We start from the raw sequence: 20132 nt of genomic DNA, 5'->3' as shown, positions 1-20132 counted from the left end.
ATGTAAAGATTAGCTTTTTTTATATACAAATCTAGAAAAAATGCGTTTATAATAGAATAAATTGACAAAAAGGGGTGGATTTGATGTTTCGATACAGCATAAATGAGCACACCTATTTAAAAATGTTAGATTTAAATGATGTAGAGGAGTTATTTGCGCTAACAGACCGTTCAAGAGAGACTTTACGTGAGTGGTTACCCTTTGTAGACAATGTCAAGACGGTCAAAGATACAGAACAATTTGTTCGAAATGCAATGCAACAATATGCTGACCATAATGGGATACAGGCTGGAATTTATTATGATGGTAAGCTAGCGGGGGTCATTGGTTATCATCAAGTAAATTGGCAACATAAGTGGACAAGTATTGGCTATTGGTTAGGGAATGAGTTTGTTGGCAATGGGCTTGTGACAAATTCGATGAGGGCATTTATTGATTTTGCTTTCGAATATCTAAAGTTAAATCGTATTGAAGTCCGCGTTGCAGTGGGGAATATACGTAGTCGGACAATTCCTAAAGTGCTAGGATTCAATGAAGAAGGGCGTTTAAGAGATGCTGAATGGCTATACGATCATTATGTAGATCAGGTTGTCTATGGGCTAACCGCAGTAGAATGGAAAAAAATAAAAATGGCGAAAGAGGCTACTGTTGTACTATAATTTCAACGATAGCATGTCAATGACCTTAGAAAAAATGGAATGTTAGGGATGTTAAGCTATAAAAAAGAGGAACAGCCCGCAGTGATTAACACCTCACTGATGGGGTAGCTCCTCTTTTTACAAGCTATTTTCCTGCCATTCTTTGTTTGCGCCAACTTAGAATTCTTGTAGGATGTAGGTAAATAAGTCCGAGTAGGAATCCAGTCACTAAGCCACCTAAATGGGCATAAACATTTACATTAGACTGTAAGAAAGTCATGATGACACTGATGACGATAATCGGCAAAATAAGCTTACGAAGCATTGGCATTGTACGACGCGTGTAGTAGACAAGTGCACCAAACGCACCGAAAATACCAAAAATTGCGCCGCTTGCGCCAAGGCTGGCATAACTACTGTCATTAAGCATAAAGGTTGCCATGTTCCCTACGATACCCGATAATAAATAAATCGTAATGAAGCGTGCTTTACCTGCAATTTTCTCAAGTTCTGGCCCAAATAAAAACAGGGAGAACATATTAAAGAGCACATGCATAAAGTTCGCATGTAAGAACATCGCAGAGAAAATCCGCCACCATTCACCGCTTTGTATAAGGAAATTGACTTGAATCCCATAGTTCCACAGCAGTTCTCCTATGACTGGAAGAAGTGTTAATACATAAAGAATAAGATTCATTGCTATTAGTGTTGAAACAACAGGATAATAACTTGTATATTGCTTAAAATTTTCTGTTCTACTAAACATAGCTCCACCTCAATTTACAATTATTATACATGGCTTTTTGGAAATAAGAAAAGGAGAAGTTCATATGATTAAAGGAATTGGTCTCGATATTGTAGAAACTGAGCGTATTGTGAAAGCAATGACACGCACAGATAAATTTATGGACCGCATTTTATCAGTTAACGAACGTGCACTATTTACAGCGCATTCTGAATCTCGCAAAATAGAATTTTTAGCAGGGCGATTTGCGGCAAAAGAGGCCTTTTCAAAAGCGCTAGGTACCGGAATAGGGAAAGATTGTGCGCTACAAGATGTTGAAATATTAAGAGGGGAAGCGGGTAACCCTGTTTTATATTTTAAAGGAGAGCTTGTAAAGGGCTTTGTTAGTATTACACATTCTAAGCAATATGCAGCCGCGCAAGTAATATTACTTATGGAATAAAATATATTGCCTTTTCATCAAATGACATAACTGACAAATATGGTTCATATATTGTCGTAGTGGATTTGAAAGAAGAAAGGGTGAAAGCGTGGGCAACCGTTTAGTTACTTGGCTCGTCTTAATTTGTGCGATATTACTTCTGTCGGCGTGTGGTACAGCCTCACAGGAAAAAGTGTTGAAGAAAGTTAATGGTAAGTGGTCAGAGACGAATGGTTATGAGTTAGACGCTAAGATGGAGATTAAATCAGGTGGAGAACCTAGAACATATGATGTTACCGTGTGGCATACTAAACCTGATTTCTATCGAGTGGAAGTAGTGGAAAGTGGGAAAGATGTATCGCAAATGATTGTGCGTAATGCTGATGGAGTTTTTGTGGTTACACCAACATTAAACAAAATGTACAAATTCCAAAGCGATTGGCCAAAGAAAAATAGTCAGGCGTATTTAATCGGAGCATTAGCAGAAGATTTAGCTGAAGATAAAAATTTAGTCATGAAAGAAGAGGACAAAGCATATATATTTGAAGCGGCTACTAGAAATAGTTATAAAAATAGTATGCCTCACCAAGTTATAACGGTAGATAAGAAAACGATGCTTCCTACATCTGTAGTGATTATGAATGATGTCAAAGAAGAGCAAATTCGTATTACATTTAATAATATTAAGCTAGGTGTACAACATGCTGCGAAAGAGTATGCTGTTGAACAATTTACTGAAACAGAAGATTCAAAAGGCGAACAAGCTGCACCTGCAAACAAAGATGCAAAAGATGATAAAGATGCAAAAGGTGAAACGGATGCAAAAGGTCAAGCGGAAGCAGATGGTGAAGCGGATGCTAAAGGTCAAGCAGATGCAAATGGTGAAAAAGAAGCAGTCGGTGCAGAGGTTGAATATCAAGAATTCCAAACGCATTATCCAGTTGTGAATTTTGAAAACACGAAAATGACAAATGAAAAAGCCATTAGTGATAGTGGTATGGAACGAGTTATTTTAACGTTTGAAGGGGATAAAGCGTTTACAGTTATGCAGCAACCAGTTATGAAAGAGTCCTCTATGTTACCAGTTACTTCGCCAGGTGATCCTGTTGACTTAGGATTTACAATTGGCGCGATTACAGATACGTCCATTAGCTGGGAAAAAGATGGCGTCGCATTCTTTGTAGCTTCTAGTAAATTAACACGTGAAGAAATGGTGGAAGTTGCGACTTCCATGACGATAAGTAGTATGAAGTAATTTTTCTAGCTACAGCTTTCTGAAAAGAGAGCTGTAGCTTATTAGGCAATAAAAGAACTTTTTATTTCTAGCAGTTTATGTATAGCAATGTGAAACAGTGGAGATTAATGATCTATAGAAGTATGTTGCATGTTCTATAAAAGATAAGCTAGTTTTAATAGGAATAAAAAGGTAAAAATTAACATGCTGTCGAATTTATATAATGACATGCACAAGTAGATCATCAATGTATTATCCAAATGGCGGACAAGTAGTATGCTAGAATTTAATGTTATATGGAATTATTCCTATACATAACGGTTTAATAACTAAAAAAGAGGGTATTCTAATGGAGACACAGCAGCATTTTAGACCAACCAAAGCAATTGTAGATTTACAAGCAATCCAACAAAATATAAAAAATTTAAAAGATCTACTCCAACCAAATGTACAAATTATCGCAGTCGTAAAAGCTAATGCCTATGGACATGGGGATATTGCAGTTGCTAAAGCAGCTTTGGAAGCGGGTGCAACAATGCTTGCCGTGGCTACACCAGATGAAGCATTACATATTCGAGCACATTTCGAAGAACCAGACATACTAATATTAGGGGCCTCGCCAGTATCGTTTGCATCCTATGCAGCACAACAACGCATTACTCTTACGGTATTTTCAAGTGAATGGGTACAGCAAGTTGCAACAATGGTAGCAGGGGAAGAAAACCCTTTACAACTACATATTAAGGTAGATAGTGGAATGGGCAGAATTGGTATACGCACCGAAAGCGAATTGTTAGCGCTATACCATACCATCCATTCAACAGATAATGTAGAATTGGATGGCATTTTTACTCATTTTGCAACAGCTGATGAGGAAGACACAGCCTATTTCGATAGCCAAGTAGCGTTATTTGAAAAGCTCATTGCTATATTGCCTGACAAACCTAGACTAGTACATGCATCCAATACAGCAACGGCTTTGGTAAAGGATAATCGTTTACAATATGATGCTGTACGTTATGGTATTTCAATGTATGGTTTAGCACCATCATCTTATGTAGAGGGGATTTTACCATTTCCATTGAAGCCTGCCTTTTCACTTGAGAGTGAGCTTGTCCATGTCAAACAGTTAAAAGCAGGAGATTCAGTAGGTTACGGAGCAACATTCATTGCACAAACAGATATGTGGATTGGGACAATTCCAGTAGGTTATGCAGATGGGGTAATTCGTAAATTAGCAGGACAAGAGGTACTAATAGACGGACAAAGAATGCCTATAGTTGGACGAATTTGCATGGACCAATGTATGGTTGCGCTACCAAAAGCATATGCTATAGGTAAGGAAGTAACGCTCATTGGTCGTCAAGGGCAAGATGAGATTTCAATAGATGAATGGGCAACAAAGCTAGAAACGATTAATTATGAAGTACCATGCATTATTACAGCAAGAGTTCCTCGTATTTACATTTAACTTTGTTTAACCAAGTAGCCCTTCTCTTCATAAAATAAGAGTGAATAGTAATTATTCAATTTTGGTCAAGTTAAATAAGGAGTATGACAAATTTTAGAGGAGTCTTTTATGTAGGCTTATAAAATATGGGTGGAACGCGTAATTTATTACAAGTAGTTTTTTAATGAAAATAATTTTTCAATACATGTAGACAAATTGGGTTAGCGAATTTTTGTCGAAATTAATCTGTCAATGGGAAAGCCAATTCTGTTCGGATTAGTGGATTATGTATAGTGAAATTAAGTAACAAGGCACCAAGTCAATATGACGGATGGTACCAGCACATACTTTCGAAAACCTACAAAATTTTACAACTTGTCCTTCAAATTGTCAGATATTTTGTCATTTCATGTCTTTTCAACAATATCTTTCAATGGTAGAATGGGTAGTAATGAAAAAGTGTATGGTTCCGTTGGAGGTGCTTGCTGTGTACGAGAAAAAGTTAAGAGAAGCTACAATTGCTATTCAAGATAGACTGATTCTACAAACAAAGGAAGTAATTGAAGGTGAATCTTTTGTGCGTATTTTGTCGCGCAAAAATTTAATGCAGGAGCAACCAAATCAAATACGGGAAGCTATGATGAAAGGATATGTTGAGATGTCTCATATTAACCTGATGATTGCAAGTGAATGCTTGCACGCGGAATATGAAGCACAACATACAGTGGAGCGTCTCGTTAGCGGGGGATGACACTTTGAATGTAAAACGTGGTGACGTTTTTTTTGCAGATTTATCGCCGGTAGTTGGATCCGAACAAGGTGGCACTAGGCCGGTATTAATAATTCAAAATGATATTGGAAATCGATTTAGTCCGACTGTCATCATCGCGGCAATTACTGCACAGATTCAAAAAGCAAAATTACCGACACATGTTGAAATAAATGCTGAAAAGTACGGTTTTGAACGTGATTCGGTCATTTTGCTTGAGCAAGTGCGTACAATTGATAAGTCTAGATTGACTGATCGTATTACGCAGCTAGATCATGCAGTAATGGAAAAAGTGGATGGAGCATTGATGATTAGTTTGGGGCTTGTTAAATTTTGATATACATATGTGTATAGAGCATCAGGGATTTTATTTATCCTGATGTTTTTTTAATTTTTTCATTACAAGCATTATTGCCTTTTAAGTTTGTAGAAAATTGTCGTTGGTTTTTTGTAACTCAAAAAAATAAAATTTATGCGAAGAAAAAAAGTTAATCATGTTTAACATTCGATAGATGCGGGTAAAGAAGAAAAGTCTAATAAATATGGTGGAGGTGGGCTGTATGGACATGGTAGTGAATTTTAAAAAAGATGGCACAAAATTATATGGTTATGTTGAAGGTGAAATTGATACATTTACAGCTTCTGGTCTGCGTGAGGAACTAGAGGCGGTTAAGATTACAGAAGGTATGGAGATTAAATTAGATTTATCGAAAGTGAATTATATGGATAGTACGGGTCTTGGTATTTTAGTAGCTTTTTATAAAAGAGCTTTACGTGAAGAAGGTAAAGTTAAAATTGTAGGTCTATCTAAACGGTTACAAAGATTATTTGAAATTACTGGCTTAAGTGAACTGATGGATATTGAAACTGATAAGAAGGTGGAATTAAGTAATGAAGGAATTTGATTATATTGAGATAAGGGTTCCTGCAAAGCCGCAGTTTGTCAGTGTTATTCGTTTAACGGTTTCTGGATTAGCTAACCGCATAGGGTTTAGCTACGATGATATTGAAGATTTGAAAATCGCCGTTAGTGAAGCGGTGACAAATGTTGTGCACCATGCGTATAAAGATGTTGAAGAAGGCGAAATTGTCATAGGTTGTGCGCTCTATGAAAACAAGTTGGAAATGATGATTGCAGACTATGGGAATAGTTTTAACTTTGAAGAGATTAAAACGAAAATTGGGCCTTATCATCCGGGAGACAGTATTGCGGGGCTAAGAGAGGGCGGTTTAGGGCTTTATTTAATGGAAACTTTAATGGATGAGGTGATGATTAATAACGATGGTGGCGTAACTGTCTTCATGACAAAGTACGTCGCTAGGGAGCAGGTGGAAAAAAATGTCGAAAGAATCACTACATAAATCTTCTACTAAGGAAGATGTATTAAAGTGGATAGAATTGTACCAAGCAACAGAAGATGAAGAAGCTCAAACCAATTTGGTTATTCATTATCGTAATTTAGTAGAGTCCATTGCGCGAAAATATTCATATGGTAAATCTTATTACGATGATATTGTGCAAGTTGGGATGCTCGGGTTACTAGGTGCAATAAGACGTTTTGATGCTACATTTGGTCGCAGTTTTGAGGCCTTTGCAGTACCTACTATTATTGGGGAGATTAAACGATTCTTACGCGATAAAACGTGGGATGTTCATGTACCGAGACGAATTAAAGAAATTGGACCACGTATTAAAACGACTGTAGAATCGTTAACGATAGAGTTCCAACGTTCACCTTCCGTTAAAGAAATTGCAGAGCGTTTAGAGGTACCTGAGGAAGAAGTTTTAGAGGCAATGGAGATGAGCCGAAGCTACCAAGCACTGTCAATGGATCATTCAATAGAATCAGATAATGACGGAAGTACTGTCACGTTATCTGATATTATGGGTAAAGAAGATATAGGTTATGAAATGACCAACAGAAGAATGATTGTTGCAGATGCAATGGAAGTTTTGAATGAGCGAGAAAAACAAATTATTCAGCTTACTTATTTAGAGCAACTGAGCCAAAAAGAAGCGGGAGAACTATTAGGTATTTCTCAAATGCATGTTTCGAGAATTCAAAGAAAAGCAATTAAGAAATTACAGGAGGTCATTCTTGCAAGTGGAAGTGTGCCACTGTAATACCTTTCATTAGGGCGTTTATTACTAGAGGGTTTCATAATCCAATAGCAATAGCGCCTTTTATTTTTGGCTGTCCTTCTTGGTGGATGGACTATCTTTGGTTTTTTATTGAAGTGTAGTGGTAAAATGAAAAGAAAAAAGGTAGTGATAATGTGGAACAAAAACAAATGTACCAGCTTATTGCAAAGGATGTAGCAATTAAACCAAATCAAGCAGAGGCAGTAATAAAATTACTGGATGAAGGTAACACCGTCCCGTTTATTGCGCGCTATCGAAAAGAAGCTACTGGCTCTTTGGATGAGGTACAAATAAAAGCTGTAGAAGATCGTTATCATTACATACAGCAACTTGAACAACGTAAAGAAGAGGTTCTTCGTTTAATTCAAGAACAAGATAAGCTTACGCCAGAGCTGGAACAAGCCATCCAAGTGGCGACGGTATTACAACGTGTTGAAGATTTATATCGCCCATATAAGCAAAAACGACGTACGAAAGCGACTATCGCAAAGGAAAAAGGGTTGGAGCCTCTAGCTGATCTCCTGCTAGAGTATCGTAGTGAAGCGTTAGTCCAATTAGCTCAAGATTTTGTTGATATGGAGAATGTTGCAACAGTGGAAGATGCAATTGCTGGAGCACGTGACATTTTAGCAGAGCGCTTTGCTGATGATGCAAGTATACGGCAGAAAATCCGTACTTTTTCTTGGAAAGAAGGCATGCTGACTACCGCTTTAAAAAATGCGGAACTAGATGAAAAAAAGGTTTTTGAAATGTATTACGAATATGAAGAGCCTGTCAACCGCATTGTTCCTCATCGTATTTTAGCTGTCAATCGTGGGGAGAAGGAGGATGTCTTAAAGGTTGCTATCCAAGTACCGATAGATCGAGTACTGATGATTATGTGGAAAGAGTGGATACCAGCAACAGGTTTCTCACCTGCCATTGCAGAGGTGAAACTTGCAATAGAGGATTCCTATAAACGATTAATTCAACCATCGATTGAGAGAGAGTTACGTAATGAATTAACGGAAAAAGCAGAGGCGCAAGCGATTCATATTTTCTCGGAAAATCTCCGCAATCTTTTACTACAGCCACCGTTAAAAGGTAAGTATGTACTAGGGGTGGATCCTGCCTATCGTACGGGTTGTAAATTAGCTGTTGTTGATGAGACGGGTAAAATGCTAGAAGTTACGGCGATTTACCCACATCCACCAAAGCCAGATATAGCAAAATCAAAAGCAGTTGTGAAAGAGATTTTAGCGAAATATCCTATTACAATCATTGCGATTGGTAATGGGACAGCCTCGCGCGAAACTGAGCAATTTATTGCCGATGTTTTAAGTGAAGTGAACACAGATGTGGCCTATGTTATTGTCAACGAAGCCGGTGCATCTGTATATTCAGCGTCGGAGGTTGCGCGTGCTGAGTTTCCTGATTTGCAAGTAGAGCAACGGAGCGCGGTGTCAATTGCACGACGTTTGCAGGACCCATTGTCAGAATTAGTAAAAATTGAGCCAAAGGCAGTAGGTGTTGGACAATATCAGCATGATGTTTCTCAAAAGAAATTATCAGAGTCATTAACATTTATAGTAGAAACAGCGGTTAACCAAGTCGGTGTCGATGTCAATACAGCATCAGCCTCTTTATTGCAATATGTTTCAGGGTTATCGAAAACCGTTGCCGAAAACATTGTAAAAGTACGAGAAGAAAATGGGCAATTCACAACTCGTGCGCAACTGAAGAAAATTCCTCGCCTCGGTGCAAAAACGTATGAGCAAGCAATAGGGTTTTTACGTGTGCCTGAAGCGAAAAATCCATTCGATGCGACAGGTATTCACCCAGAAAGCTACAATATTGCAGAGCAAATTTTAGAAGCGGCTCACATAAATAAAAAAGAACTAGGAACACAAAAGGCAGAGGAAGCAATTGCAGCTCTTAATGTTCAAGTGTTAAGTGAAAGTCTAGGGATTGGCGTTGTTACTGTTCAGGATATTGTAGATACTTTAATGAAACCAAGCCGTGACCCGCGTGATGCTTTCCCACAACCATTACTTAAAACGGATGTTTTAAAAATGGAAGATTTACAAGTAGGAATGGAATTACAAGGTACTGTACGGAATGTCGTCGATTTTGGTGCATTCGTTGATATTGGTGTAAAACAAGATGGGCTTGTGCATATTTCCAAGTTGCAAAAAAAACGTATTAAACATCCATTAGAGGTTGTGGCATTAGGTGATATTGTCACAGTATGGGTGGAACAAATAGAGGTAAACAAAGGCCGTATTTCATTAACGATGCTACCTCCAGAAAAACAAATGGTTGAAGTGTAATAATTTCTTGCCACACTGTCTATACTGCGCAGTGTGGTATTCTTATTGTTAGAGGTGATGAAATTGAACAATGAGGAACTGCAACAGCTTGTAAGTCGAATTTCATTAGAAAGTTTTCATAAACCCTTTATGCATCGTGCATACTTTAATCCAAGGCTGCGTACAACAGGTGGGCGTTATCTTTTGCAATCCCACCATATTGAAATCAATCCAAAGGCGTTTGAAATATATGGTATTAGAGAGGTAGAGGGGATCATTCTTCATGAATTATGTCATTACCACTTGCACCTTGAAGGAAAGGGCTATCAACATCGAGATAAAGATTTTCGAGCGTTGTTAAAAAAAGTGAATGCCCCTCGATTTTGTTCAGCGTTGCAAATACCTAAATCTCGTAGCAAAAAACAGCGCCCTCACTATACATATGAATGTATACAATGTCACCAAAGGTATGTTAGAAAAATTAGATTCAATGTGAACAGATACTGTTGTGGCAAGTGTTCAGGGCAATTAAAGATAGTTGAGTAAAAAACTTTTAAAAAAGGGTTGACGTTTATTCAGCTAATCCCTATAATAGTAAAAGTCGACAAGATAAAGCCGACAACACAATATGATTATTCCGAAGTAGCTCAGTTGGTAGTAGCACCTGACTGTTAATCAGGTTGTCGCAGGTTCGAGTCCTGCCTTCGGAGCCATGGCCCCTTGGTCAAGCGGTTAAGACACCGCCCTTTCACGGCGGTAACACGGGTTCGAATCCCGTAGGGGTCATTTTCATAACATAGATAATTGTAACATTGGTCCCGTGGTGTAGCGGTTAACATGCCTGCCTGTCACGCAGGAGATCGCCGGTTCGATCCCGGTCGGGACCGCCACTTATTGGGGTATAGCCAAGCGGTAAGGCAACGGATTTTGATTCCGTCATGCCTAGGTTCGAATCCTAGTACCCCAGCCATTCATTTCTTAATATGAGCCATTAGCTCAGTTGGTAGAGCATCTGACTTTTAATCAGAGGGTCGAAGGTTCGAGTCCTTCATGGCTCATCTTTTTTAAGAAAAAGGTTGAAAATTCGAATTATCATTGTATAATAAGAAGGTTCCTATTTTTTGAATGCGGTCGTGGCGGAACGGCAGACGCGCTAGGTTGAGGGCCTAGTGGGGGCAACCCCGTGGAGGTTCAAGTCCTCTCGGCCGCACCAAGTCAGTTCAGTTATTTAACACATGCGCCCGTAGCTCAATTGGATAGAGCGTCTGACTACGGATCAGAAGGTTGTGGGTTCGACTCCTGCCGGGCGCGCCATAATATATTTTAATAATTGCGGGTGTAGTTTAATGGTAAAACCTCAGCCTTCCAAGCTGATGTCGTGAGTTCGATTCTCATCACCCGCTCCAAAAAATATTTAAAAAATTGTTGACATCATTAACGAAAGATGTTAAGATGTAAAAGTCGCTGAAACAAACGGCAACAAAATGAACCTTGAAAACTGAACAAGCAAAACGTAATCAATATAGTTTTTACTAGCTAACTTTGTTAGTGAACGAAACAAAATTTTGGACATCAAAATTGATGCCAGCAAAACAATTTGAGCTAATCAAATTTCTTTTATGGAGAGTTTGATCCTGGCTCAGGACGAACGCTGGCGGCGTGCCTAATACATGCAAGTCGAGCGAACAGAGAAGGAGCTTGCTCCTTTGACGTTAGCGGCGGACGGGTGAGTAACACGTGGGCAACCTACCCTATAGTTTGGGATAACTCCGGGAAACCGGGGCTAATACCGAATAATCTTTTGTCCCTCATGGGACAATACTGAAAGACGGTTTCGGCTGTCGCTATAGGATGGGCCCGCGGCGCATTAGCTAGTTGGTGAGGTAACGGCTCACCAAGGCAACGATGCGTAGCCGACCTGAGAGGGTGATCGGCCACACTGGGACTGAGACACGGCCCAGACTCCTACGGGAGGCAGCAGTAGGGAATCTTCCACAATGGGCGAAAGCCTGATGGAGCAACGCCGCGTGAGTGAAGAAGGATTTCGGTTCGTAAAACTCTGTTGTAAGGGAAGAACAAGTACAGTAGTAACTGGCTGTACCTTGACGGTACCTTATTAGAAAGCCACGGCTAACTACGTGCCAGCAGCCGCGGTAATACGTAGGTGGCAAGCGTTGTCCGGAATTATTGGGCGTAAAGCGCGCGCAGGTGGTTTCTTAAGTCTGATGTGAAAGCCCACGGCTCAACCGTGGAGGGTCATTGGAAACTGGGAGACTTGAGTGCAGAAGAGGATAGTGGAATTCCAAGTGTAGCGGTGAAATGCGTAGAGATTTGGAGGAACACCAGTGGCGAAGGCGACTATCTGGTCTGTAACTGACACTGAGGCGCGAAAGCGTGGGGAGCAAACAGGATTAGATACCCTGGTAGTCCACGCCGTAAACGATGAGTGCTAAGTGTTAGGGGGTTTCCGCCCCTTAGTGCTGCAGCTAACGCATTAAGCACTCCGCCTGGGGAGTACGGTCGCAAGACTGAAACTCAAAGGAATTGACGGGGGCCCGCACAAGCGGTGGAGCATGTGGTTTAATTCGAAGCAACGCGAAGAACCTTACCAGGTCTTGACATCCCGTTGACCACTGTAGAGATATGGTTTTCCCTTCGGGGACAACGGTGACAGGTGGTGCATGGTTGTCGTCAGCTCGTGTCGTGAGATGTTGGGTTAAGTCCCGCAACGAGCGCAACCCTTGATCTTAGTTGCCATCATTTAGTTGGGCACTCTAAGGTGACTGCCGGTGACAAACCGGAGGAAGGTGGGGATGACGTCAAATCATCATGCCCCTTATGACCTGGGCTACACACGTGCTACAATGGACGATACAAACGGTTGCCAACTCGCGAGAGGGAGCTAATCCGATAAAGTCGTTCTCAGTTCGGATTGTAGGCTGCAACTCGCCTACATGAAGCCGGAATCGCTAGTAATCGCGGATCAGCATGCCGCGGTGAATACGTTCCCGGGCCTTGTACACACCGCCCGTCACACCACGAGAGTTTGTAACACCCGAAGTCGGTGAGGTAACCTTTTGGAGCCAGCCGCCGAAGGTGGGATAGATGATTGGGGTGAAGTCGTAACAAGGTAGCCGTATCGGAAGGTGCGGCTGGATCACCTCCTTTCTAAGGATATTTTCGGAATACAAACCTTGGGTTTGTAAGATTACGTTTTGCGTTCAGTTTTGAAGGTTCATCATTACGATGAAATACTTCAAAACTGTGCTCCTGTCGCTACGCTTTCGTCGCAAATTTGCGAAGAAGTAGAAACAGGTAGTGAATTTGTTCTTTGAAAACTGGATAAAACGACATTGAAATTGTAACAAACACATTTATTTTTTTAAGTTTTTTATAGGCTTAATAACGAAATAGGGTTTCAAGACACAAGCAGTTCTAGGAAGCGAACGAGTGAATGAAGGAGCGTACTTACGTACGTGACTGATTGAACGAGAGAAGCTGACAACGAAATGCGCAGTGGATTGGAAGCCGATAGGTTAAGTTATTAAGGGCGCACGGCGAATGCCTTGGCACTAGGAGCCGAAGAAGGACGGCACTAACACCGATATGCTTCGGGGAGCTGTAAGTGAGCTTTGATCCGGAGATTTCCGAATGGGGGAACCCACTACGTTTAATCGCGTAGTATCTTGACGTGAATACATAGCGTCTTGAAGGCAGACCCAGGGAACTGAAACATCTAAGTACCTGGAGGAAGAGAAAGAAAAATCGATTCCCTGAGTAGCGGCGAGCGAAACGGGAAGAGCCCAAACCAAGAGGCTTGCCTCTTGGGGTTGTAGGACACTCTATACGGAGTTACAAAGGAATGAGTTAGATGAAGCGACTTGGAAAGGTCCGCCAGAGCAGGTAAAAGCCCTGTAGTCGAAAGTTCGTTCCCTCCAGAGTGGATCCTGAGTACGGCGGAACACGTGAAATTCCGTCGGAATCCGGGAGGACCATCTCCCAAGGCTAAATACTACCTAGTGACCGATAGTGAACCAGTACCGTGAGGGAAAGGTGAAAAGCACCCCGGAAGGGGAGTGAAAGAGATCCTGAAACCGTGTGCCTACAAGTAGTTAGAGCCCGTTAATGGGTGATAGCGTGCCTTTTGTAGAATGAACCGGCGAGTTACGATTACGTGCGAGGTTAAGCTTTAGAAGGCGGAGCCGCAGCGAAAGCGAGTCTGAATAGGGCGAATTAGTACGTGGTCGTAGACCCGAAACCAGGTGATCTACCCATGTCCAGGGTGAAGGTGAGGTAACACTTACTGGAGGCCCGAACCCACGCACGTTGAAAAGTGCGGGGATGAGGTGTGGGTAGCGGAGAAATTCCAATCGAACTTGGAGATAGCTGGTTCTCTCCGAAATAGCTTTAGGGCTAGCCTCGTGATGAGAATACTGGAGGTAGAGCACTGTTTGGACTAGGGGGCCATCCCGGTTTACCGAATTCAGACAAACTCCGAATGCCAGATATTTATACACGGGAGTCAGACTGCGAGTGATAAGATCCGTAGTCAAAAGGGAAACAGCCCAGACCACCAGCTAAGGTCCCAAAGTAATCGTTAAGTGGAAAAGGATGTGGCGTTGCACAGACAACCAGGATGTTGGCTTAGAAGCAGCCATCATTTAAAGAGTGCGTAATAGCTCACTGGTCGAGTGACGCTGCGCCGAAAATGTATCGGGGCTAAACGATTCACCGAAGCTGTGGATTGACATCTACGATGTCAGTGGTAGGAGAGCGTTCTAAGTGCGTTGAAGTCAGACCGGAAGGACTGGTGGAGCGCTTAGAAGTGAGAATGCCGGTATGAGTAGCGAAAGACGGGTGAGAATCCCGTCCACCGTATGACTAAGGTTTCCTGAGGAAGGCTCGTCCGCTCAGGGTTAGTCGGGACCTAAGCCGAGGCCGATAGGCGTAGGCGATGGACAACAGGTTGATATTCCTGTACCACCTCCTCACCGTTTGAGAAATGGGGGGACGCAGTAGGATAGGGTAAGCGCGCCGTTGGTTGTGCGCGTCCAAGCAGTAAGGCGTGTGTGTAGGCAAATCCGCACACTGTAACGTTGAGCTGTGATGGCGAGTCCGTATGGACGAAGTTCCTGATTTCACACTGCCAAGAAAAGCCTCTATCGAGGTGAGAGGTGCCCGTACCGCAAACCGACACAGGTAGTCGAGGAGAGAATCCTAAGGTGTGCGAGAGAACTCTCGTTAAGGAACTCGGCAAAATGACCCCGTAACTTCGGGAGAAGGGGTGCTCTTGAGCGTGCAAGCGCATGAGAGCCGCAGTGAATAGGCCCAGGCGACTGTTTAGCAAAAACACAGGTCTCTGCAAAACCGTAAGGTGACGTATAGGGGCTGACGCCTGCCCGGTGCTGGAAGGTTAAGAGGAGTGGTTAGCGCAAGCGAAGCTGCGAATTGAAGCCCCAGTAAACGGCGGCCGTAACTATAACGGTCCTAAGGTAGCGAAATTCCTTGTCGGGTAAGTTCCGACCCGCACGAAAGGCGTAACGATCTGGGCACTGTCTCAACGAGAGACTCGGTGAAATTATAGTACCTGTGAAGATGCAGGTTACCCGCGACAGGACGGAAAGACCCCGTGGAGCTTTACTGTAGCCTGATATTGAATTTTGGTACAACTTGTACAGGATAGGTAGGAGCCAGAGATCTCGGAGCGCCAGCTTCGAAGGAGGCGTCGGTGGGATACTACCCTGGTTGTATTGAAATTCTAACCCATGCCCCTTAGCGGGGCAGGAGACAGTGTCAGGCGGACAGTTTGACTGGGGCGGTCGCCTCCTAAAAGGTAACGGAGGCGCCCAAAGGTTCCCTCAGAATGGTTGGAAATCATTCGTAGAGTGTAAAGGCACAAGGGAGCTTGACTGCGAGACCTACAAGTCGAGCAGGGTCGAAAGACGGGCTTAGTGATCCGGTGGTTCCGCATGGAAGGGCCATCGCTCAACGGATAAAAGCTACCCCGGGGATAACAGGCTTATCTCCCCCAAGAGTCCACATCGACGGGGAGGTTTGGCACCTCGATGTCGGCTCATCGCATCCTGGGGCTGTAGTCGGTCCCAAGGGTTGGGCTGTTCGCCCATTAAAGCGGTACGCGAGCTGGGTTCAGAACGTCGTGAGACAGTTCGGTCCCTATCCGTCGTGGGCGTAGGAAATTTGAGAGGAGCTGTCCTTAGTACGAGAGGACCGGGATGGACACACCGCTGGTGTACCAGTTGTCTTGCCAAAGGCATCGCTGGGTAGCTATGTGTGGACGGGATAAGTGCTGAAAGCATCTAAGCATGAAGCCCCCCTCAAGATGAGATTTCCCATTACGCAAGTAAGTAAGATCCCTCAAAGACGATGAGGTAGATAGGTTCGAGGTGGAAGTGTGGTGACACATGGAGCTGACGAATACTAATCGATCGAGGACTTAACCAAAAAAGTTTGAAACATTCAATGAACCGTTTATCCAGTTTTGAAAGAACAACCTTTCATAAAAGGGTTTCAAGATACGAGTAGTTCGCGGAAGCGATTGAGAGAAGGAAGGAGCGTACCTTTGTACGTGACTGATTGAACGAGAGAAGCTGACGCAGTAATACGCCGTGTATTGGAGGTCGAATATAGTCTAGTGATGATGGCAAAGAGGTCACACCCGTTCCCATACCGAACACGGAAGTTAAGCTCTTTAGCGCCGATGGTAGTTGGGGGCTTCCCCCTGTGAGAGTAGGACGTCGCTAGGCAATTCAAACAGTTAGCCGTGTGCTGGCTGTTTTTTTATTGCCAGATTAGAGGTATTCTTTACTATTTTTTAATAAGTAAATAAAAATAGTATTGTAATTTTATATTTTTTGTGTTATATTTATAAATGTCTTAAAGAGGTCCCGTGGTGTAGCGGTTAACATGCCTGCCTGTCACGCAGGAGATCGCCGGTTCGATCCCGGTCGGGACCGCCATTTATATGAAATTACAGTTCTTATGATTTTTATTAATCATAAGGGCTTTTTTATTTGAGTGCGTATGAAATCGCCACTAAACCGAGAGAAATCGCCAATAAAACAATGGAATCAGTAGCTTCATGAAAATAGAGGATACTAAAAGATATGCACTAAATCGTTGTCCAGTGCATATGTATAGACAGTATGAGTTTTTGCAAGGACGGAGGTATGTCCATAGCTTTTCGTTTCGGTATCTATTGGTTAATCTTTATACTTAAGGTTGCTTGTGGAGTACCCATGATTGATATTGAGGAATCAAATTCATATCATTGGCAAAAAAATATGAATGAACATGAATTTGCGCAACTGAAACAAGGTATGACGTATATGGATGTAGTTAAAATTGCTGGTGGGGACGCTAGTGAGATGATTGAAAGTAATTATTATCGTTGGAATGATGAAATCCTTATGACACAAGCCTACATAATTCAATTTAAAGATGATAAATTAGTAAATAAAGAGGTTATTGCTGTAAAGGGATATTCAACAAGAGAGTAGACACGTCTTCAATCAGAAGGACGTGTTTATTTTTTTGAAATTCACTGGATGCTTTGAACATTTGCTTGTGTTTCGGTAAACTAGAAGTAATGAGCTAGGAGAGGACATAGAGATGATATTTGAAAAAATAATGAATTCACTAGAGGATACAGAACGCTTTGCCATTAAGTTAGCAAATTTACTGATGGCTCAAGATACAATTACATTAGAAGGGGATTTAGGGGCTGGAAAAACCACATTTACAAAGGCATTAGCAAAAGGGCTAGGAGTAACAAGAACGGTTAATAGCCCTACTTTTACTATTGTAAAACAATATGAGGGACGTTTACCTTTTAATCATTTAGATGTATATCGCTTGGCAGAAAGCGATGAGGACCTCGGCTGGGATGAGCTATTTTACGGTGATGCGGTATCTGTTGTTGAGTGGGCCCATCTAATTGAACAGGATTTACCAAAGGAACGTTTAGGAATTGAAATATATCGTATTGGTGAAAACGAAAGACGATTTGTGTTAATGCCTTATGGAAAGAGATACGAGGCACTATGTGAGGAGCTAATGAGATGATTTGGTTGGGAATTGAAACAGCTAATGCGCCACTTTCTGTTGCAGTTGTAAAGGACGGAAAAGTGATGGCCGAGGTTGTACAAAATATAAAATTAACGCATTCTGCAGGAGCCATGCCAGCAATTGAAACGATACTAGCAAATGTAGGTGTAAAGCCAAATGAACTAGATGCAATTGCTGTATCAGAAGGACCTGGATCTTATACAGGCGTGCGCATTGGTGTAACGCTTGCTAAAACATTAGCGTGGACGCTTCAAAAGCCATTAGTCGGTGTTTCAAGCTTAAAAGTTTTAGCAGCAAATGCAGCACTTTTTGATGGACTAATTTGTCCTATCTTTGATGCACGTCGGGGCAATGTATATACTGCTGTTTATAAAGGGATAGAACTGGATGTTGTTATAGAAGACTATCATGACCATATAGAGGCACTGTTAACACGTTTGGAGGCTTTAAACGCGCCTATACTATTTGTCGGGGCTGATGTCGATGTATTTTGGGATAAAATTGTTGAAGTACTTGGAGTAAACGCGTGTCGTGCAGCTCTTCATGAGGACTTGCCACGAGCTAGTGCAGCCATTCTTTTAGCGAGCGCAGAAGAGCTACCGAGTATCGAGGCAGTTCACCATTTTACTCCTCAATATAAACGCATTGCTGAGGCTGAAGCGAATTGGTTAAAGGAGCAAAAGGAGAAGACACATGAGTAGTCATATCGTATATCGTAAAATGGTGTCAGAGGATGTTCCAGCGGTATATGCGATTGAGCTTGCTACATTTCCTACACCATGGACATTGGATTCTTTTTACTATGAGATGCATGAAAATCAATATGCACACTATGTTTTAGCAGTAGATGAAAACAATACTATAATTGGTTTTTGTGGCATGTGGATGGTTATAGATGCGGCGCAAATAACCAATGTGGCTGTTTTAGAGACGGCTCGTGGACAAGGAATCGGAGAAGGCTTAATGCGTGAAGCGATGCGTATTGCACGTGAGCATGGAATGGACGTGATGAGCCTAGAGGTACGTGAAACCAATACTGTGGCGCAAAACCTTTACCGCAAGCTTGCATTTCAAGATGGTGGCATACGCAAAGGATACTATACAGATAACGGGGAGGATGCCCTAGTCATGTGGGTGAATTTATAATGGAAAATCGAGTTATATTAGCAATTGAATCGAGCTGTGATGAAACAGCAGCCGCGATTATTCGTAATGGTTCTGAAATTGTTTCAAATGTGGTAGCTTCACAAATTGAAAGCCATAAGCGATTTGGTGGTGTTGTACCAGAAATTGCATCACGCCATCATGTCGAACAAATTACTATTGTTATTGAAGAGGCGTTAAAACAAGCGAATATGAAGCCCTCTGACTTAGATGCAGTAGCTGTTACAGAAGGACCTGGTCTTGTAGGAGCACTTTTAATTGGCATTAATGCTGCAAAGGCGTTTGCCTTTGCCAATAATGTACCGATTTTAGGTGTGCATCATATTGCTGGACATATTTATGCTAACGCACTTGTTCAACCGATGGAATTTCCACTTCTAGCCCTTGTTGTGTCAGGGGGACATACAGAGCTTGTTTATATGAAAGAGCATGGTTCGTTTGAAGTGATTGGCGAAACACGAGATGATGCAGCAGGTGAAGCATACGACAAAGTTGCACGCGTGCTAGGATTACCATATCCTGGAGGGCCTCGTATAGATCAGTTAGCACATGAAGGGCAAGAAGCCGTTGCTTTTCCTCGTGTATGGCTTGAAGAAGGCTCGTATGATTTTAGCTTTAGTGGCTTAAAATCGGCAGTTATTAACTATAAGCACAATATGGATCAACGTGGTGAAGAAATATCACCAACTGCAGTTGCAAAGGGCTTTCAGGAAAGTGTAGTGGAAGTTCTAACAGCTAAAACATTGCGTGCAGCGCGGGAGTATAATGTTAAACAAGTCATCGCAGCTGGTGGCGTAGCTGCGAATAAAGGACTGCGCACATCCCTTGAAACGGTTTTTGCAAAAGAGGGAATTCCATTTTTTGTACCGCCATTGAAATTGTGTACAGACAATGCAGCAATGATTGGAGCAGCCGCAACACCAATGTTTGAAGCTGGTATTCGTGGAAATATGATGATGAATGGTCGCCCAGGTATGGAATTAAAATCGTGGGTTGACTAAGAGATTGAAAAGAGGAGGCTCAAGTTATTCGGGCATCCTCTTTTTTACGTATAAAATCTTGAATATTGTAAGAAAATATATACTTATAATAGAAAAAGAATAATTGACAAATTTTTCAGAAAATTATCCACAGAACGTGTGAAAAAAACATGTGAAAAAACTGCGAACATTCGTACTTATGCACAAAATGTGGA

Annotated in this window: 17 protein-coding genes, 9 tRNA genes and 3 rRNA genes; 28 read left to right on the top strand and 1 reads right to left on the bottom strand. The window is 41.9% G+C overall.

Features of this window, described 5'->3' with window-relative positions; translation table 11 throughout:
• The first annotated feature begins 83 nt into the window (after nt 1-83).
• Nucleotides 84-659 carry a GNAT family N-acetyltransferase gene (locus T479_RS20500; RefSeq protein ID WP_024361313.1) on the top strand — a complete coding sequence of 192 codons (576 nt, stop codon included), beginning with the start codon at nt 84-86 and terminating at the stop codon, nt 657-659.
• A gap of 124 nt (nt 660-783) precedes the next feature.
• Here T479_RS20500 and T479_RS20495 read toward each other — a convergent pair whose 3' ends face one another.
• Nucleotides 784-1404, bottom strand: coding sequence for a rhomboid family intramembrane serine protease (locus tag T479_RS20495; RefSeq protein WP_025220704.1), 621 nt, complete (start codon nt 1402-1404; stop codon nt 784-786).
• Nucleotides 1405-1468: 64 nt separating this feature from the next.
• On the opposite strand from T479_RS20495, the gene acpS reads away from it, so the two are divergent.
• From acpS to tsaD, 27 genes are all read left to right on the top strand, one after another.
• A complete protein-coding gene (gene acpS, locus T479_RS20490) occupies nt 1469-1825 on the top strand; it encodes a holo-ACP synthase (protein ID WP_024361311.1) in 357 nt (118 codons plus the stop codon).
• 88 nt (nt 1826-1913) lie between these two features.
• Nucleotides 1914-3059, top strand: a complete 1146-nt coding sequence (locus tag T479_RS20485) for a LolA family protein (protein ID WP_025220703.1) — start codon at nt 1914-1916, stop codon at nt 3057-3059.
• Between the two features lie 328 nt (nt 3060-3387).
• Entirely contained in the window at nt 3388-4509 is a 1122-nt protein-coding gene (gene alr, locus T479_RS20480) for an alanine racemase (protein ID WP_025220702.1), read from the top strand.
• Between the two features lie 466 nt (nt 4510-4975).
• Nucleotides 4976-5239 (top strand): hypothetical protein, encoded by a 264-nt coding sequence (locus T479_RS20475; protein WP_080653282.1) that lies wholly within the window; start codon nt 4976-4978, stop codon nt 5237-5239.
• A gap of 4 nt (nt 5240-5243) precedes the next feature.
• Complete coding sequence (locus T479_RS20470) at nt 5244-5594, top strand: type II toxin-antitoxin system PemK/MazF family toxin (RefSeq protein ID WP_008177055.1); 351 nt, start codon at nt 5244-5246, stop codon at nt 5592-5594.
• Between the two features lie 223 nt (nt 5595-5817).
• Nucleotides 5818-6162 (top strand): STAS domain-containing protein, encoded by a 345-nt coding sequence (locus T479_RS20465; RefSeq protein ID WP_024361307.1) that lies wholly within the window; start codon nt 5818-5820, stop codon nt 6160-6162.
• On the top strand, nt 6149-6619 hold the full coding sequence (gene rsbW, locus T479_RS20460; protein WP_024361306.1) for an anti-sigma B factor RsbW: 471 nt from the start codon (nt 6149-6151) through the stop codon (nt 6617-6619). The genes T479_RS20465 and rsbW overlap by 14 nt, the downstream gene beginning before the upstream one ends.
• Nucleotides 6597-7382 (top strand): RNA polymerase sigma factor SigB, encoded by a 786-nt coding sequence (gene sigB, locus T479_RS20455; RefSeq protein ID WP_024361305.1) that lies wholly within the window; start codon nt 6597-6599, stop codon nt 7380-7382. Before rsbW ends, sigB begins: the two co-directional genes overlap by 23 nt.
• A 152-nt stretch (nt 7383-7534) precedes the next feature.
• Nucleotides 7535-9709 carry a Tex family protein gene (locus tag T479_RS20450; protein WP_025220701.1) on the top strand — a complete coding sequence of 725 codons (2175 nt, stop codon included), beginning with the start codon at nt 7535-7537 and terminating at the stop codon, nt 9707-9709.
• 63 nt (nt 9710-9772) lie between these two features.
• On the top strand, nt 9773-10234 hold the full coding sequence (locus T479_RS20445; RefSeq protein WP_025220700.1) for a SprT family protein: 462 nt from the start codon (nt 9773-9775) through the stop codon (nt 10232-10234).
• A 90-nt stretch (nt 10235-10324) separates the two neighbouring features.
• A tRNA-Asn gene (locus T479_RS20440) sits at nt 10325-10401 on the top strand.
• A 1-nt stretch (nt 10402) separates the two neighbouring features.
• Nucleotides 10403-10474: transfer RNA gene (locus tag T479_RS20435), tRNA-Glu, on the top strand.
• A gap of 28 nt (nt 10475-10502) precedes the next feature.
• Nucleotides 10503-10578 (top strand) — tRNA-Asp (locus T479_RS20430).
• Between the two features lie 5 nt (nt 10579-10583).
• Nucleotides 10584-10658, top strand: a tRNA-Gln gene (locus T479_RS20425).
• 15 nt (nt 10659-10673) lie between these two features.
• Nucleotides 10674-10746, top strand: a tRNA-Lys gene (locus T479_RS20420).
• Between the two features lie 69 nt (nt 10747-10815).
• Nucleotides 10816-10901 (top strand) — tRNA-Leu (locus T479_RS20415).
• 24 nt (nt 10902-10925) lie between these two features.
• Nucleotides 10926-11002 (top strand) — tRNA-Arg (locus T479_RS20410).
• Nucleotides 11003-11020: 18 nt separating this feature from the next.
• A tRNA-Gly gene (locus tag T479_RS20405) sits at nt 11021-11094 on the top strand.
• A 210-nt stretch (nt 11095-11304) separates the two neighbouring features.
• Nucleotides 11305-12856: ribosomal RNA gene (locus T479_RS20400) — 16S ribosomal RNA — on the top strand.
• Between the two features lie 366 nt (nt 12857-13222).
• Nucleotides 13223-16150: ribosomal RNA gene (locus tag T479_RS20395) — 23S ribosomal RNA — on the top strand.
• 186 nt (nt 16151-16336) lie between these two features.
• Nucleotides 16337-16452 (top strand): 5S ribosomal RNA (rrf, locus tag T479_RS20390).
• The 16S, 23S and 5S rRNA genes sit together here with 9 tRNA genes alongside, the layout of an rRNA operon.
• A gap of 137 nt (nt 16453-16589) precedes the next feature.
• Nucleotides 16590-16665: transfer RNA gene (locus T479_RS20385), tRNA-Asp, on the top strand.
• 210 nt (nt 16666-16875) lie between these two features.
• Nucleotides 16876-17205 carry a hypothetical protein gene (locus T479_RS20380; RefSeq protein ID WP_025220699.1) on the top strand — a complete coding sequence of 110 codons (330 nt, stop codon included), beginning with the start codon at nt 16876-16878 and terminating at the stop codon, nt 17203-17205.
• A 112-nt stretch (nt 17206-17317) separates the two neighbouring features.
• Nucleotides 17318-17770, top strand: coding sequence for a tRNA (adenosine(37)-N6)-threonylcarbamoyltransferase complex ATPase subunit type 1 TsaE (gene tsaE / locus T479_RS20375; protein ID WP_024363924.1), 453 nt, complete (start codon nt 17318-17320; stop codon nt 17768-17770).
• Nucleotides 17767-18474, top strand: coding sequence for a tRNA (adenosine(37)-N6)-threonylcarbamoyltransferase complex dimerization subunit type 1 TsaB (gene tsaB / locus T479_RS20370; protein WP_025220698.1), 708 nt, complete (start codon nt 17767-17769; stop codon nt 18472-18474). Before tsaE ends, tsaB begins: the two co-directional genes overlap by 4 nt.
• On the top strand, nt 18467-18919 hold the full coding sequence (gene rimI, locus T479_RS20365; protein ID WP_025220697.1) for a ribosomal protein S18-alanine N-acetyltransferase: 453 nt from the start codon (nt 18467-18469) through the stop codon (nt 18917-18919). Before tsaB ends, rimI begins: the two co-directional genes overlap by 8 nt.
• A complete protein-coding gene (tsaD, locus tag T479_RS20360) occupies nt 18919-19938 on the top strand; it encodes a tRNA (adenosine(37)-N6)-threonylcarbamoyltransferase complex transferase subunit TsaD (RefSeq protein ID WP_038510663.1) in 1020 nt (339 codons plus the stop codon). Before rimI ends, tsaD begins: the two co-directional genes overlap by 1 nt.
• The last annotated feature ends 194 nt before the right edge of the window (nt 19939-20132 follow it).

Source organism: Lysinibacillus sphaericus (assembly GCF_000600105.1).
GTDB lineage: Bacteria > Bacillota > Bacilli > Bacillales_A > Planococcaceae > Lysinibacillus > Lysinibacillus sphaericus.
This window is presented reverse-complemented; position numbering and strand designations above follow the sequence as displayed.